General features: G+C 75.7%; 16 protein-coding genes. 8 read left to right on the forward strand and 8 right to left on the reverse strand.

Annotation, left to right across the window (positions count from 1 at the left end):
• Positions 1–229: 229 nt before the first annotated feature.
• Entirely contained in the window at positions 230–1,093 is an 864-nt protein-coding gene (locus JD78_RS01935) for a siderophore-interacting protein (RefSeq protein ID WP_153360818.1), read from the forward strand.
• 36 nt (positions 1,094–1,129) lie between these two features.
• On the opposite strand, the gene JD78_RS01940 is transcribed toward JD78_RS01935, so the two are convergent.
• Both JD78_RS01940 and ypfJ read right to left on the reverse strand, forming a co-directional pair.
• Positions 1,130–1,795, reverse strand: a complete 666-nt coding sequence (locus tag JD78_RS01940; RefSeq protein ID WP_153360817.1) for an NADPH-dependent F420 reductase — start codon at positions 1,793–1,795, stop codon at positions 1,130–1,132.
• Positions 1,796–1,839: 44 nt separating this feature from the next.
• Positions 1,840–2,757 carry a KPN_02809 family neutral zinc metallopeptidase gene (gene ypfJ / locus JD78_RS01945; protein WP_153360816.1) on the reverse strand — a complete coding sequence of 306 codons (918 nt, stop codon included), beginning with the start codon at positions 2,755–2,757 and terminating at the stop codon, positions 1,840–1,842.
• Positions 2,758–2,879: 122 nt separating this feature from the next.
• On the opposite strand from ypfJ, the gene JD78_RS01950 reads away from it, so the two are divergent.
• The 3 genes from JD78_RS01950 (at position 2,880) to JD78_RS01960 (ending at position 5,247) form a co-directional block, all read left to right on the forward strand.
• Positions 2,880–3,326: a nitroreductase family deazaflavin-dependent oxidoreductase gene (locus JD78_RS01950; protein WP_153360815.1), complete on the forward strand. Its 447-nt coding sequence runs from the start codon at positions 2,880–2,882 to the stop codon at positions 3,324–3,326.
• Positions 3,230–4,165, forward strand: coding sequence for an SDR family NAD(P)-dependent oxidoreductase (locus tag JD78_RS01955; RefSeq protein WP_166520917.1), 936 nt, complete (start codon positions 3,230–3,232; stop codon positions 4,163–4,165). Before JD78_RS01950 ends, JD78_RS01955 begins: the two co-directional genes overlap by 97 nt.
• A gap of 137 nt (positions 4,166–4,302) precedes the next feature.
• Entirely contained in the window at positions 4,303–5,247 is a 945-nt protein-coding gene (locus JD78_RS01960; protein WP_208103952.1) for an ABC transporter substrate-binding protein, read from the forward strand.
• 39 nt (positions 5,248–5,286) lie between these two features.
• Here the strand turns inward: JD78_RS01960 and JD78_RS01965 are convergent, their stop codons facing one another.
• The 3 genes from JD78_RS01965 to JD78_RS01975 are packed head-to-tail and all read right to left on the reverse strand — an operon-like array spanning position 5,287 to position 7,932.
• The gene (locus JD78_RS01965; RefSeq protein ID WP_153360812.1) at positions 5,287–6,258 is read right to left on the reverse strand and encodes an aldo/keto reductase; all 972 of its coding nucleotides are present in this window, start codon (positions 6,256–6,258) and stop codon (positions 5,287–5,289) included.
• Positions 6,259–6,302: 44 nt separating this feature from the next.
• The gene (locus JD78_RS01970; RefSeq protein ID WP_153360811.1) at positions 6,303–7,355 is read right to left on the reverse strand and encodes a winged helix DNA-binding domain-containing protein; all 1,053 of its coding nucleotides are present in this window, start codon (positions 7,353–7,355) and stop codon (positions 6,303–6,305) included.
• 37 nt (positions 7,356–7,392) lie between these two features.
• Complete coding sequence (locus tag JD78_RS01975) at positions 7,393–7,932, reverse strand: GNAT family N-acetyltransferase (protein ID WP_166520918.1); 540 nt, start codon at positions 7,930–7,932, stop codon at positions 7,393–7,395.
• A 91-nt stretch (positions 7,933–8,023) separates the two neighbouring features.
• Between JD78_RS01975 and JD78_RS01980 the strand changes: the two genes are divergently transcribed.
• Together JD78_RS01980 and JD78_RS01985 are read left to right on the forward strand one after the other, a co-directional pair.
• Entirely contained in the window at positions 8,024–8,935 is a 912-nt protein-coding gene (locus JD78_RS01980; RefSeq protein ID WP_153360809.1) for an isopenicillin N synthase family dioxygenase, read from the forward strand.
• 205 nt (positions 8,936–9,140) lie between these two features.
• Positions 9,141–9,551 (forward strand): DUF1801 domain-containing protein, encoded by a 411-nt coding sequence (locus JD78_RS01985; RefSeq protein WP_228395197.1) that lies wholly within the window; start codon positions 9,141–9,143, stop codon positions 9,549–9,551.
• 3 nt (positions 9,552–9,554) lie between these two features.
• Here JD78_RS01985 and JD78_RS01990 read toward each other — a convergent pair whose 3' ends face one another.
• On the reverse strand, positions 9,555–10,223 hold the full coding sequence (locus tag JD78_RS01990; protein ID WP_166520919.1) for a phosphoribosyltransferase: 669 nt from the start codon (positions 10,221–10,223) through the stop codon (positions 9,555–9,557).
• Positions 10,224–10,406: 183 nt separating this feature from the next.
• On the opposite strand from JD78_RS01990, the gene JD78_RS01995 reads away from it, so the two are divergent.
• Together JD78_RS01995 and JD78_RS02000 are read left to right on the forward strand one after the other, a co-directional pair.
• Complete coding sequence (locus JD78_RS01995; protein WP_153360806.1) at positions 10,407–10,625, forward strand: three-helix bundle dimerization domain-containing protein; 219 nt, start codon at positions 10,407–10,409, stop codon at positions 10,623–10,625.
• Positions 10,626–10,660: 35 nt separating this feature from the next.
• On the forward strand, positions 10,661–12,289 hold the full coding sequence (locus JD78_RS02000; RefSeq protein WP_243730959.1) for an ABC-F family ATP-binding cassette domain-containing protein: 1,629 nt from the start codon (positions 10,661–10,663) through the stop codon (positions 12,287–12,289).
• Positions 12,290–12,326: 37 nt separating this feature from the next.
• Here JD78_RS02000 and JD78_RS02005 read toward each other — a convergent pair whose 3' ends face one another.
• The gene (locus JD78_RS02005; protein ID WP_166520920.1) at positions 12,327–13,970 is read right to left on the reverse strand and encodes a GMC family oxidoreductase; all 1,644 of its coding nucleotides are present in this window, start codon (positions 13,968–13,970) and stop codon (positions 12,327–12,329) included.
• Positions 13,967–14,941: a glycosyltransferase family 2 protein gene (locus tag JD78_RS02010; RefSeq protein WP_153360804.1), complete on the reverse strand. Its 975-nt coding sequence runs from the start codon at positions 14,939–14,941 to the stop codon at positions 13,967–13,969. Before JD78_RS02010 ends, JD78_RS02005 begins: the two co-directional genes overlap by 4 nt.
• Positions 14,942–15,050 lie beyond the last annotated feature (109 nt).

The raw sequence follows: 15,050 nt of genomic DNA on the forward strand, positions 1-15,050 counted from the left end.
GAACGGAGGTGCGGGCACCCGGAGGTGTCCAGGTCGGTGTCGCGCGGGTGGGCCCACCGTGGTCTCGGTGGACGCCGTTCCGTTGGACTGGCGGGTACCCGTGCCCGTCTACGGTGTAAACCGGTGCGATCGACATTCCCGGACCACCGGGCGGACCGGGGCCGGACCGTCGGCGTAGCCTCCCCTCTCGGTAAGGGGAGCCTTCCCTTGCCTGGTGGGAGGAGACGGGATGACCGGAGCGACACAGGCGGCAGCGGAGCCCAGGAAGCGGCGGGCACGCGCGCCCAGGGTGGCGGAGGTGGTCGGCACCTCGCGGCTGACGCCGCACATGATCCGGGTGGTGCTCGGCGGTGAGGGGCTGACCGGGTTCCCCGCCGGGGAGTTCACCGATCACTACGTCAAGTTGCTGTTCCCGCCGGCCGGTGCGTCCTACGGGGTGCCCTTCGACCCGGAGCAGGTCCGGGCGGAGCTCCCCGGTGACCAGTGGCCGGTCACCCGCACCTACACGGTGCGGGCCTGGGACCCGGTGACCGGTGAGCTCACCATCGACTTCGTGCACCACGGCGACGCGGGGGTGGCCGGGCCGTGGGCGGCGTCGGCGCAGCCCGGCGACCGGATCCAGCTGCTCGGCCCCGGCGGGGCCTACACCCCCCGGCCGGACGCCGACTGGCACCTGCTGGTGGGCGACGAGAGTGCGCTCCCGGCGATCGCGGCCTCCCTGCACCGGGTCGGCGACGGCGCCCGGGCGCTGGTGTTCCTGGAGGTCGCCGGGCCGGAGGAGGAACAGGCCGACGTGCCGACGCCGGCGGGCGCCGAGCTGACCTGGGTGCACCGCGGCTCGGCGGAGCCCGGGCGGGCGCTGGTCGACGCGGTGCGCGCCGCGCCGCTGCCGGCCGGCCGGGGTCACGTGTTCGTGCACGGCGAGGCGGGGCTGGTCCGCGAGCTGCGCCGGCACCTGCGCGCCGAGCGCGGGCTCGACCCGGAGTTCACCTCGATCTCCGGGTACTGGCGGGTGGGCCGCACCGAGGACCGCTGGCAGGCCGAGAAGCGCGACTGGAACGCGCAGATCGAGGCCGAGGAGCAGGCGGGCTGACCCGCGGGGCCGCCTCGGCGGCCCCGCGGCCCGGCGTCACATGTCCCGGTAGCGCTTCGCCGCGGCGGTGGCGGCGCGGAGCTGCTCGGCGTCCATCCGCGGCCCGTAGCCGGGGGTGTCCCGCTGGATCCGCCAGCCTTCGGCCAGCGGGCCGAGGTCGACGACGTCGAAGCCGAGCTCGGCGATGAACGACCCGACCTGCTCCTTGGCGGCGGCATCGTCCCCGGCCACGGCCAGCGCCCGCCGGTGCGGGGTGCCGGCGGGCTGCCCCTGCTCGACGATGTCCCGGGCGCCGATGTGGTTGAACGCCTTGACCACGCGCGAGGTCGGCAGGTGCGCCTGCAGCAGCTCCGCCGTCGTCGTCGACTCGTCGTCCAGCTCGGCGATCTGGCCGTCGCGCTGCGGGTAGTAGTTGTTCGTGTCGATCACGACCTTGCCCGCGAGCGGTTCCACGGGCACCTGGTCGACGTTCTTCAGCGGGATCGTCACCACCGCGAGGTCCGCGGCCGCCGCGGCCTCGGCCGCGGTGCCGGCGCGCACGCTGCCGCGCCGGCCCGGGCGCTGTTCCAGGGCGGTCACCAGGTCGGTGAGCGTCTGGGGGCCGCGGGAGTTGCTGAGCACGACGTCGTGGCCGGCGTCGAGGGCTGCCTGGGCGAGGGCGGTGCCGATGTTCCCGGCGCCGATGAGTCCGAGGGTCGTCATGGTCGCTGCAACCGCGGGTGGCGGACCCGGCTTCCCGTCCGGTGTCAGCCGAGGTCGTCGACGGCGAAGGTGTCGCACTGCGCCGGGTCGCCGGTCCGGAACCCGGTGGTGAACCAGCGGCGGCGCTGCTCGGAGGTGCCGTGGGTGAACGACTCCTGGTCCACGGTGCCGTCGCCCAGCTCGCCCTGGATGAAGTCGTCGCCGATCCGCCCGGCGGTGTCCAGCGCCCGCTGCACGTCCTCCTCGGTGATCTCCGCGATCAGCGGCTCACCGGAGTCGTCGGGCACCGTGGTCGCGTGCGCGGCCCAGGCGCCGGCGTAGCAGTCGGCCTGCAGCTCCAGCCGCACCGAGCCGCTGGTGGGCCCGCTCTCCCCGGGCTGCACCCGGTCGGTGGTGCCCAGCAGGTGCTGCACGTGGTGGCCGTACTCGTGGGCGATCACGTAGGCGTTGACGAACAACCCGCCCTGCGCGCCGAACCGGGTGCGCAGGTCGTCGAAGAAGGACAGGTCGATGTACACCTGCTCGTCGCCGGGGCAGTAGAAGGGGCCGGTGCCGCTGGACGCCCCACCGCACCCGGTCTGCACGGCACCGTCGAAGAAGACGGTCTGCGCCGGCCGGTAGCCGCCGACGGTGCCCGACCACCAGTCCTGGATCGACTCGACGTCGGCGACCACCGCGCAGTCGACGGAGTCGTTGGCGTCGGCGCCGGTGCGGCAGGACTCGGCGAGCCGGCCGGTGTCCACGGTCTGGCCGCTCTCCAGCTCCCCGAGCACGCTGGTGAGGTCCGCACCGGTCCCGCCGCCACCACCCAGCACCTGCACCAGGACGACGACCAGCACGCCGACCAGCCCGAGGCCGCCGCCGCCGACCGCCACACCCCGCCCGCCGCGCATGCCCCCGCCGCGCCCGCGCCGGTCCTGCACCCCGGAGGTGTCCAGGCTGCCGCTCTCCCGGTACCGCATGCCCGCCCGGTCCTCCTCGTCGTCGCCGGCGGCGCAGGTGCCGTCGGCCTCCGAGAGGGTGGCAGAACCGGGCCCGGCCCACCTCCCGAGCGCGGGACCGGGGACCGACCTAGGGTCGGGGCATGCCCCTGGACGGTGAGTACCAGCCCAGCCCGGAGAAGTGGGTTCGTGACCAGGTCGAGCTCTACGAGCGCACCGGTGGGCGGGAGGGCAACACCCTGCCCGGCCGCACCGAACCGGTCGTCGTCTACAGCACCCGTGGCGCGAAGAGCGGCAAGGTGCGCAAGAACCCGCTGATGCGCATCGAGCACGACGGCGCCTACGCGATGGTCGCCTCCGCGGGCGGGGCGCCGAAGCACCCGACCTGGTACTTCAACCTCACGGCGCACCCCGACCAGGTGACCGTGCAGGACGGCGACCAGGTGTGGGACGGCGTGGCCCGCGAGGTCACCGGCGAGGAGAAGGCCGTGTGGTGGGAGCGGGCGGTCGCCGCGTTCCCCGACTACGCCGAGTACCAGACCCGCACCGACCGGGAGATCCCGGTGTTCGTCGTCGAGCGCGCACGCTGAGCGGCGCACCGGACGAGCGCCCGGTCGCCGTCGTCACCGGCGCCAGCGACGGCATCGGAGCCGCGGCCGCCCGCCGGCTGCACCGCGCCGGGTGGCGGGTGGTCGCCGTCGGCCGGTCGCCGGAGAAGACCGCCGCGATCGGGGCGGAGGTCGGCGTCGAGACGGCGGTCGCCGACTTCGCCCGGCTCGAGGACGTGCGGCGGCTCGCCGCCGACCTGACCGCCCGGCTGCCGCGCATCGACGTGCTGGCCGGCAACGCCGGCGCCACGTTCGGCCGCCCGGGGCGCACCGTCGACGGCATCGAGCAGACCTTCCAGGTCGACCACCTCGCGCCCTACCTCCTCACCCGGCTGCTGGAGGAGCCGCTGCGGGCGGGCGGGGGCCGGGTGGTGACCACCTCGTCCGGGGCGCACTGGCTGGGCGGCGTCCGGCGCGGCCGGCTGGCCGGGCTCGCCGAGGTGCCCCGGCCGTACGCGGGCATGCTCGTGTACTCCCGGGCCAAGTGGGCGAACGTGCTGTTCACCCGGGAGCTGGCCCGCCGCTGGGCGCCGGACGTGACCGCCACCAGCTTCGAGCCCGGGGCGGTCGCCACCTCGTTCGCGCAGGCCTCGCGCGGGGTCGCCGGGCTGGTGTTCCGCAGCCCGCTGCGGGCCTTCATGCGCACCCCCGCCCAGGGCGCGGACACGCTGGTCTGGCTGGCGACCGCCGAGGAGGGCTGGCGCGACGGCGGCCACCACAGCGACCGGTCCCCGGCCCGGACCCTGCCCTCGGCGGCCGACGACGTCCGGGCGCGCGAGCTGTGGGACCTGTCGGCCCGGCTGGTCGGCCTGCCCGCCTGACCTGGGCCGTGGACCGCGTCGATCCGCCCCCGTCGGCTTTGGTTAGGCTGCCCTTCCTTCCGTTGCGTCGGCGCGACGGGTGTCGAGAGGTGGCGCAGGTGCCGGGACGGCGGACGGGTCGAGCAGGAGCCGGGCTGGTGGGGCTGGTCGCCGCGGTGACGGTCAGCGGCTGCGGGGGCTCCGGCAGCGAGACCACCGGGAGCGCGGCCGGGGCTGCCGCCAGCACCGCCGACGAGGTGCGCACGGTCGACCACGCCCTGGGCGAGGCGGAGATCAGCGGCACGCCGGAGCGCGTGGTCGTGCTGGACACCGGCGAGCTGGACACGGTGCTCTCGCTGGGCGTCACACCGGTCGGTGCCGTGCGCACCGACGCGAGCACCGAGCTGCCCGGCTACCTGGCCGACGCCGGCGCCGACCCCGACGAGATCGCCGAGGTCGGCACGATCGCGGAGCCGAACCTGGAGGCGATCGCCGCACTGGACCCGGACCTGATCCTGTCCAACACCGCGCGGCACACCGACCTGTACGACCAGCTGCAGGGGATCGCCCCGACGGTCATGGGCGAGGGCGTCGGGGAGACGTGGAAGCAGAACCTCCCCGTCTACGCGGAGGCGCTCGGCCGGCCGGAGGAGGGCGAGGAGCTGCTCACCGAGTACGAGGACCGGGCCGCCGAGGTGGGCGCGCTCTTCGGCGAGCCGGCGGAGGTCGAGGTGAGCATCGTGCGGTCCGTCGGCACGGGCTCGGCCCGGCTGTACGGCGAGGGCTCGTTCATCGGCACCGTGCTGGCCGACGCCGGCTTCGCCCGTCCGGAGCTCCAGCGCACCGACGAGACGTTCGTCGAGGTGGGCCCGGAGGAGATCGGCCGCGCCGACGGCGACCTGCTCTTCTACTCCGCCTACGGCGAGGGCGGCGAGGCGGAGCTGGCCGACCTCACCAACGGTGGGCTGTGGCAGTCGATGGGCGCCGTGCAGCGGGGCGACGCGGTGCCGGTCGACGACGACCGGTGGTTCCTGGCCATCGGGCCGCTGGGCGCCGGGCTGGTGCTCGACGACCTGACCGAGGTCGCCCAGCAGCGGTCCTGAGCGGGGTGGGCCCGGCCCACCCGGGCCCACCCGCTCGCGTCAGGCGAAGCCGACCACCGCGTGCGGGGTGTACGGCTCCTCCAGCCGGGCCACCTCCTCCTCGGTCAGCTGCAGGTCCACCGCGGCGACGGCGTCCCGGAGGTGGTGGTCCTTGGTGACCCCGACGATCGGCGCGGTGACCACCGGCTTGCTCAGCAGCCAGGCCAGCGCCACCTGCGCGCGGGGGACGCCGCGGGCCTCGGCGACCTCGGCGACCCGCTCGACGATCACCTGGTCGGCGTCGTTGTAGAGCTTGCCGCCGAACTCGTCGGTCTCCGACCGGGTGGTCGAGACGTCCCAGTCGCGGGTGAGCCGGCCACGGGCCAGCGGGCTCCACGGGATGACCCCGACGCCCTCGTCGGCGCAGAGCGGCAGCATCTCCCGCTCCTCCTCGCGGTTGAGCAGGTTGTAGTGGTCCTGCATGGAGACGAAGCGGTGCCAGCCGTGCTCACCGGCGCGGTGCAGCGCCTTGCTGAACTGCCACGCCCACATGCTCGAGGCGCCCAGGTAGCGCACCTTGCCCGACCGCACCACCGAGTCGAGCGCCTCCAGCGTCTCCTCGATCGGCGTGGCCGGGTCCCAGCGGTGGATCTGGTACAGGTCGACGTGGTCGGTGCCCAGCCGGCGCAGCGAGGCGTCGAGCTCACGGATGATCGCGGTGCGCGACAGCCCGCCGCCGTTGGGGCCCGGCCGCATCCGGCCGTGCACCTTGGTGGCCAGCACGACGTCGTCCCGGTCGGCGAAGTCGCGGATCGCCCGGCCGGTGATCTCCTCGCTGGAGCCGGCCGAGTAGACGTTGGCGGTGTCGAAGAAGGTGATCCCGGCCTCGACGGCCTGCTTGATCAGCTCCCGGCTCTGCTCCTCGGGCAGGCTCCACGGGTGCCCGCCGCGGGCGGGGTCGCCGAAGCTCATCATCCCCAGGCAGATCCGGGAGACCTGCAGGCCGGTGGTGCCCAGACGCGTGTACTCCATGACCTGAGCCAACTACCGGACCGCCCGGTCCGCGCGGCGAGCGCTCAGGACAGCGCCGCATACCGGGCCTCGACCGCGGCGCGCACGTCGGCGGGCAGCTCCCCGAACGGCTCCAGCTCCAGCGCCCGCGCCTTCGTCCGGCCGGTGCGCCAGACGGCGACGACGGTGCCGCGGTGCACCACGGTGGGCCGGAACATCCCGTTGTTGCCCGGCACGATGCGCTGGGCGTGCTCGGCCGGCACGGTGCAGCTGCGGTCGGCGTAGCCCAGCACCAGCTCGTCGAAGCCGGGCAGCAGCAGCACCCCGCCGGCCGCCTCCCGGGCCGCGGCCAGCCGGTCGGGGGTCTCGGGGTCCATCAGGTGCTCGACGCCGTCGACGGTCAGCGGCTCCAGCTGTGGGCGGGCCAGTGCCAGGCCGGCCTTGACGTCGCCCACCGTGCAGCCGGCCCAGCGCACCAGGTCCTTGACCGTGGCCGGCCCGTGGCTGCGGAAGTAGCGCAGCGCCAGCTCGCCGAGCGCCTCCTCCCGGTCCAGCCGCCGCGGCGTGGGCACCCACTCGTCGAGCAGCACGAACTGCTGGTCGCCGTCGGCGGTCGGGCCGAGCACGAGCGTGCCGGTCTGGGAGAGGTACCAGAGCACGTGGTAGCCGCGCTGACCCTCGGTGGGCACCCCGCCCGCGGTCAGCTCGGCCAGCAGCTCCGCCCGGCCCAGCCGGCGTCCGCCGGTGAGCGCGGCGAGAGCCACCTCGCGGGCCCGCTCGACGTCGGCGTCGGTGAGCTCCAGGGACGCCCGGCGACCGGCCGCGCCGGCGAGCACCCGGGGGCCGAGCAGCTCCAGCAGCCAGGGCAGGTCGTCGGCCGCGGTCAGGTGCAGGGTGCCGCGCATCGGCCACGAGCGGACGATGCTGCCCTCGTCGAGCGCGGCGGTGACCGCCGCCCGCGTGCCGGGCCCGGACCGCAGCGCCACCGACAGCACGGCCCCGGGCAGGTCCTGCCCCTGGACGGCGGTCAGCCACCGCACCGCCTCGGCCGGGGTGCGCGGAGACGGACCGACCAGCCGCTGGGCGGCCAGCCGCAGCAGCGCGAGCTCGGACGTCATGGCGGCAGCCTGGCAGCCGGCACCGACAGGAGGGCGGTCAGCGCCGCAGCCGGAGGTGGACCAGGTCCTCGGCGTCCGGCTCGGTGGTCAGCGGCCGGAAGCCCGCCGCCGCGGCGGCCCGCAGGCTGGCGGCGTTGTCCGGCTCGATGCCCAGCACGAACTGCTCGACGTCGGCCAGGTCCGCCACCGCGGTGTAGGCCCGCCGCGCCGCGCGGCCGTAGCCGTGACCCCAGCGGGCCGGGTCGACGACGTACGCCGCGCTCGCCGCACGTCCCGGGTGCTCCGCGGCCACCCGTCCGGCCACCGGGTCCCAGACGGTCCACCGGTCGTGGACGTCGCCGCCGATCTGGGCCACCGGTGCGCCGGCGTCGTCCACCGCCACGTAGGTGTGCGCGCGGAGCACGCGGGCACCGCGGAACTCCTCGTCCCGCGCCGCGGCGCGCAGGGCGAACTCGCGCTCCGGCCAGGTGCGGCCACCGAGCCGGCGCCGCACCTCGGGGTGGTCGAACCACGGCAGCACCCGGGGCAGCAGCTCCGGCTCGAACGGCACCAGTCGGAGCGTGGGTGCGGCGGCCACCCACCCACCCTGACGCACTGTCACGCCGACGTCATCCGGAGGCAACGGGGCCGGCCTAGCGTCGCCGTCGACCGACCCGGGAGGACGTGCGATGACGGTCGTGCCGCTGGTCGACCTGGCCCCCTGGTACCGCGGGGACGCCGCCGCTCGCCGGCAGGTGGCCACCGACGTCGACCGGGCGCTGTGCGAGCTGGGCGTCCTGAACGTCACCGGCCACCCGGTCAGCGCTGCCCTCACCTACTGCGTGCGGGAGGAGGCCCGGTCCTTCTTCGCCCAGCCGCCGGCCGTCAAGGCCGCCCTCGCCTGCTTCCCGGGCGGGCGGGGCTGGGTGCCGCCCGCCCCACCCGGCGGCACCGGTGCTCCGCCGGACCTCAGGGAGCAGTTCTGCTTCGGCCCCGAGCCCGAGCCCGGTACCTGGCCGACGGGCACCCCGAGCCTGCGCCCTGCGGCGACCGCCTTCGCCGCCGGGTGCGCCGCGCTCGCCGCCGAGCTGCTGCGGGTGCTGGCCCTGGCGCTGGACCTGCCCGAGGACTTCTTCGTGGCCCGCTGCCCCGCCGACGCCTGGGCCGCCGACCTCAGCTGGTACCCGGCCCGGTCGGCGGTCGGCTCGGTGGCGCCCGGGCAGCTGCGGGTGGGGGCGCACACCGACGACGGCGTCCTGGCCCTGACCGACCATCAGGCCGGCATCGGTGGGCTGCAGGTCCGCACCCCGGACGACGAGTGGGTCGACGCACCGGCCGTGCCGGGGGCGCTCACCGTCAACGCCGGCGACCTGCTGGCCCGCTGGACCGGCGACCGCTGGCGCTCGGCGCCGCACCGGGTGCTGCCGCCCCCGGTCGAGGCCCCGGCCGAGGAGCTGCTCGCCCTCGCGCTGCGCCAGGACGCCGACCCGCTGGCCCTGGTCGAGCGGCTGCCGACCCCGGCGGCCGGGCCCACCCGCTACCCGCCGGTGACCGCAGGGGAGTTCCTCCGGGACCGGCGAGGCTCCGTGGCCGTCGGCTGACGTCGTACCGTGCCTGCATGATGGGCATGGGGAACCTCGGGCCCGACGGCCGCCGTCGTCAGCGGCTGGTCGCCGGGATCATCGTGGCGGCGATGCTGCTGGCTGCCGGGGCGGTGCTGTTCAGCGGCGTCTTCTGATGGGCGGCGTCTTCTGATGGGCGGCGTCTCCTGATGGGCGGCGTCTCCTGATGGGCGGTGGAGCCGACGTGGACGACTGGTTCGCCGCCGCGGGCACCCGGGAGGCCGACCTGCGGGCCACGGATGCGCTGATCCGGGGCGCGGCGCCCGGGATCGACCGGCAGCTCGTGCCGATGGGCCGTGCCCAGGTGCTCGGCTACGGCCTGATGCCGTACCGGCCGCGGTCGGCGAAGGAGACCACGATGTGGCCGCTGCTCGCGCTGGCGGCGCAGAAGCGGCACCTCTCGCTGTACGTGTCGGCCGTCGTGGACGGCGCCTACCTGGCGGAGGCGCGGGCGGCGCAGCTCGGACGCGTGTCCTGCGGGCGGAGCTGCATCCGGTTCACGGCGCTGGACCGGGTGGACGCCGCCGCGCTGGCGCAGCTGGTGCGTGACGCCGTGGCCAGCACGGCCCGCGGGGAGAACGGTTTCTCCGCCTGAGGCTCAGCCGCGCCTCCGGGACGTGGCGCCGACGCGGTCGGCCACCGCGCGGCGCAGCAGGTCGACCACCTCGTCGTCGCCCACCTGCCCGAAGTGCCGGTACGCGTCGCTCACGGCGCGGAACGGCTCCGGGGTCTCCACGACGACCACCTCGTCGGCCGCCGTCCGCAACCGGGCCGGTGCCCCCGGCGCGCAGACCGGGACGGCCAGCACGACCCGCGCCGCGCCGCACGCCCGCACCGCCGCGCACGCCGCCCGGGCGGTCGCTCCGGTGGCGACGCCGTCGTCGACCACCACCGCGGTGCGCCCGGCCAGCGGCAGCCGCGGCCGCAGCCCCCGGAAGCGCTGCACCCGCCGGGTCAGCTCGGCCTGCTCGTGGTCGAGCGCCGAGCGGAACTGCTCGGCGCCCACCCCCGCCCGTTCGGTCACCCGCTCGTCGCGGACCACCGCGCCGCCCTCCGCGACCGCCCCCATCGCGACCTCCGGGGCGGCGGGCAGCGGGATGCGGCGCACGACGACGAGGTCCAGCGGAGCGCGCAGTGCGACGGCCACCTCGGCGGCCACGACCATGCCGCCACGCGGCAGGCCCACGACGACGACGTCCGCGCCGGCCAGGTGGTCCAGCTCGGCGGCCAGCCGCCGCCCGGCCTCGGTGCGGTCCCGGAAGGGCACGGTCCACCTCCGACCACGGGGAGCTCCAGCGGGTTGATCGTCCTCCTCGCCGGCACCGGTGCCCACCCCCTGCCGCGCGGGACGTTGGGCCCTGGCGTGTCGGCCGGCGACCGGGCCACGGTGGACCGGCACACGCGCCGCCCGGCCCCGGCGGCGCCACCGACCACCCGCGGAGGACCGCCGGTGTCCGACAGCGCCAGCCCCCATCCCTCACCCGAGCCGCCCGACGACGGCGTCGGCCAGGCCGTCGACCGGCTGGTCCGCGAGTTCGCCGGCCGCCCGCCCGCGACGGTGACCGCCGTCGTCCGCGGTGCCCGCACCGAGCTCAGCGGCGCGCCGGCCGGGGCGCTGCCCGAACTGGTCGAGCGGCTGGCCCGCCAGCGGCTGCGCGCCGCCGGCTGAACCGGCCGGGCAACCGGTTTGCCCCGCCCGGCACGATGGTCGGTGTGGGCTACCTCGACGTCACCGGTGTCCGGTTCACCCTCCCCGACGGACGGGTGCTGCTCGACGACGTCGCGTTCCGGGTCGGTGAGGGCGCGATCGCCGCGCTGGTCGGGGAGAACGGCGCCGGCAAGACCACGCTGCTGCGCATCATCAGCGGCGACCTGACGCCCGACGCGGGGTCGGTGGCGCTGGTCGGTGGGCTGGGTGTCATGCGCCAGTTCATCGGGTCGGTCCGCGACGACACCACCGTGCAGCAGTTCCTCGTCGACCTCGCCCCGCCCGCCGTCCGGGCCGCCTGGGACGGCGTCGAGGCCGCGGAGCTGGCGATGATGGAGGACGACGACGAGCCGACCCAGATGGCCTACGCGAACGCGCTGGCCACCTGGGGCGACGTCGGTGGTTACGACGTCGAGGTCACCTGGGACACCGTGACCGTCGCTGCCCTCGGCGTCCCCTACGAGAACTGCAAGTACCGCGGGCTGAACAGCCTGTCCGGCGGTGAGCAGAAGCGGCTGGCGCTGGAGTGCCTGCTGCGCGGCCCCGACCAGGTGCTGCTGCTCGACGAGCCGGACAACTACCTCGACGTCCCGGGCAAGCGGTGGCTGGAGGAGCGGCTGCTGGAGACCCGCAAGACCGTCCTGTTCGTCACCCACGACCGCGAGCTGCTGGACCGGGTCGCCGACCGCGTGGTCACCGTCGAGGGCGGGACGGCGTGGGTGCACGCCGGCAGCTGGGCCGCCTACCCCGAGGCGCGCGCCGCCCGGCACGAGCGGATGGCCGACCTGCGCCGCCGCTGGGACGAGGAGCACCAGCGGCTCGTCGACCTCACCCGCACGATGCAGCAGCTGGCGAAGAACTCACCCGACATGGCCGCGCGGTACCACGCGATGCAGACCCGGCTGGCCAAGTACGAGGCCGCCGGGCCGCCCCCGGAGCGGCCGCCGGAGCAGCAGGTGCAGATGCGGCTGCGCGGCGGGCGCACCGGCGTCCGGGTGGTGATGGCCGAGCAGCTCGAGCTCACCGGCCTGATGCAGCCCTTCGACGTGGAGATCGAGTACGGCGACCGGGTCGCGGTGCTGGGCTCCAACGGCGCCGGCAAGTCGCACTTCCTGCGGCTGCTGGCCGGCCAGGACGTCGCGCACACCGGCGGCTGGCGGCTCGGGTCGCGCGTGGTCCCGGGGTTCTTCGCCCAGACCCACGCCCACCCGGAGTGGCTGGACGAGACGCTGGTCGACCTGCTGTGGCGTGGTGAGGGCGACCGGCCCGGCGTGGACCGGGGCCGGGCGATGGCCACGCTGCGCCGCTACGGCCTGGCGCCGTCGGGCGACCAGCTGTTCCGGTCGCTGTCCGGTGGGCAGCAGGCCCGGTTCCAGGTGCTGCTGCTGGAGCTGTCCGGCGCCACGCTGCTGCTGCTCGACGAGCCCACCGACAACCTCGACGTGCTCAGCGCGGAGTCGCTGGAGGCCGCGATCGGCGCCTTCGACGGCACCGTGATCACGGTGACCCACGACCGCTGGTTCGCCCGCACCTTCGACCGGTTCCTGGTGTTCGGCGCCGACGGGCAGGTACGCGAGACGCCCGAGCCGGTCTTCGACGAGGGCCGGGTGCAGCGCGCCCGCTGACGCCTTGCCACCCCTGCCCGGCACGGGCCCGAGCGGCTCAGTGCACGGGGCGTGCGGCCTCCGGGGAGCTGGTGGTGGCCCGCCCGTCGAGGACCTCGGTCGCGATCCGGACGGCGTTGGCCATCACGGTGAGCGTGAAGGTGGTCGAGGCGATGCTCGGGAGCACGGAGCCGTCGACGAGGTGCACCCGGTCCCAGTCCGGCAGCCGGCCCCACCGGTCCGTCCCGCCCGGGACGCCGGGTGCGCGGTGCGGGAAGGTGCCGCCGAAGTGGTAGCTCTTGCCGGCGCCGCTGAGCGAGACGTGGGTCGGCACCGGCCACAGGTCCAGGGCCGGCGCGGCGCGGGCCAGCCGGCGCACCGCGGCGCCCAGCATCGGCGGTCGTCGCCCGGTGCCCTCCGGGGTGACCTCCAGCTCCGGGAGTGCGCCGGCACCCCGGCGGATGGTCAACCGGATGCCCGGTGAGGTCCAGGAGGGCAGGTAGCCGAACCCGACCGTGAGCCGGCGGAGCAGCCCGGTCGCCACCCCGGTGAGCGCCGGGTGCCGCAGCGGGCCGGGCAGGGCGTCGTCGAACGCCGGGTTGTAGGGATAGCAGTGCAGGTGCGCGGTGTCGACGTCCGTGCCGTCGTCGAAGGAGAGCAGCACGTTGAACTGGTTCAGGGTGAAGTCCCGCGCGCCGGGGCGGCGGGGGTCGGCGACCGCCCGCCGGGAGACCAACGGCACGACGAACTGCCGGGACTCGGCCATGGTCACGTGCCGCGGCAGCTGCGGCAGGGAGCCCAGCACCAGGCGGGTGGTGCCCACCGCCCCCGCACCGAGGAAGACCCGGTCGGCCCGGAGCTCGTGGCGCACCCCGGTGGCCACCTCGCGGAACCGCGCCACGCAGCCGCCGGCGTCCTGCCCGATCTCCTCCACCAGCACCCCGCCGACGTACCGGACGCCGGGCAGCTGCCGGACCCGGTCCATCGTCTGGGACGCGCTGTAGACCAGCCCGGTGGGGCAGCCGGTCATGCACAGACCGCACCGCGTGCAGTCGGTGGCGCGGAAGGCCAGCCGGGCCCGCCCGACCGTGACACCGCGGCGCCGCAGCGACGTCCGGTGGGCCTCGTAGCGGGCCAGCACGGCCGCGGCTCGGGGCCCCAGCGGCGGCAACCCGCCGCGCGCGTGGAGCAGCGGGAACGAGTCGGCCAGGTCGTCGACCTCCGCGGCCAGTGGCACGTGCTCCAGCGCGGCGCGGTAGTGCGGTTCCATCTCGGCCCAGGAGACCGGCCAGTCCCGGAAGGTGCTGGGGGAGAACGGCATCGCCTGGGCGCCCCAGACGGTGGTGAACCCGCCGTAGGCCGAGGAGACGAGGTCGACGTTCGTGCCCGGCGGGGTTCCCCGGATGCCGTCGAGCTGGCCCAGGTCCTGGAACGGGTGGTCCGACCCGTACACCCGCTTCCGTGGCACCGTGCGGCCGCGCGCCGCGGGCCGGGCGGTGATCACCTCCAGGTCCGAGGGGTCCCAGGACGTCTCGTCCCGGCCGGTGATCCGGGCCAGCACGCCGAGCCGGTGGTCGTCCAGTCGGCCGCCGAGGTCGAGCACGGTCACCTGCTGGTCGCCGCGGCAGGCCAGCGTCCAGGCCACCATGGCGGCCGACGCGCCCGAACCGACCACGAGGTGGGAGCCGCCGCCGGCGGTCACCGCTCCTCGAGCCCCACGGTCAGTGACGCCGGGAGCCGGCCCGTCCGGAGGTCCAGCCGGCCCCGCAGGTGCCCGACGGCGGCCGCGGCCAGCCCTCCGACGATCGCGGCGGCCTGCCGTCCGGCGTCGCGGTCACCGCGCAGGGCACGCAGCACCTTGCGGGCCACCCTGCCCACCATGTCGCGGGCGAACTCGAGCTCGGCCCGGATGTTGCCGGCCGCCCCCATGTCGGCGAAGGCCCGGACCTTGCCGCGGTTGATCGTGTAGCAGCGGCGCCAGAAGTAGTCCCAGGTCAGCCGCTCGGGGTGGACGACGTGGTAGATGCGGGCCTTCGGTTCGTAGACCACCGCCGCCGGCCCGTGCGCCGCCGCGATCCGGTGCGAGAGGTCCATGTCGTCGTGCTTGTCCGAGTGGAAGCCGCCCACCGCCCGCAGGGCATCGACACGGACCGACATGCTGGCGCCGATCAGGTGCCGCACCGGCCCGCGGGTCTCGGGCAGCCCGGCGTAGTGGCAGCCGAACACCCAGTCGAACTCGTGGGGGAACCAGCCGGGCCGCGGCACCTGGTGATTGGGCAGCGGGGCCCCGCCGACGGCGACCGCACCGTCCTCGGCGTAGACGGTCAGCAGGGTCTCCAGCCAGGTCGGGTCGGCCTCGGCGTCGTCGTCGAGGAACGCCACGACGTCGGCCGTGACCCGCTCCACCGCGGTGTTGCGGGCCGAGCCCAGCCGGCCCGCGAAGCGGTTGGGGAACACCTCGACGGGCGGTCCCGGCTGGTCGGTGCCGGGGCCCCAGGTGGCCCGGGCCCGCGCCAGCAGGTCGTCGTTGTGGTCGATGCAGAGCAGGATCGTCGACGGGGCGACCGTCTGGGTCTGGACCGAGGCGACCGCGCGCACCAGCAGGTCCCACCGGTCGGCGGTGTAGCTGCAGATGACCACGTCGGCCAGGGCTGTGCGGTGTTGGACAGCCATGCCATCCCTCTCGCCGAGGCGCCCCCGGACGGGGCATCGGGGGCCTCGTGCGGCGTCGGACGAGGACGGGGCCGAAAGCTAGCAGCGGGGCCGGGGGCCGGACAGGGCT

It is taken from the genome of Modestobacter roseus (genome assembly GCF_007994135.1).
Lineage (GTDB): Bacteria > Actinomycetota > Actinomycetes > Mycobacteriales > Geodermatophilaceae > Modestobacter > Modestobacter roseus.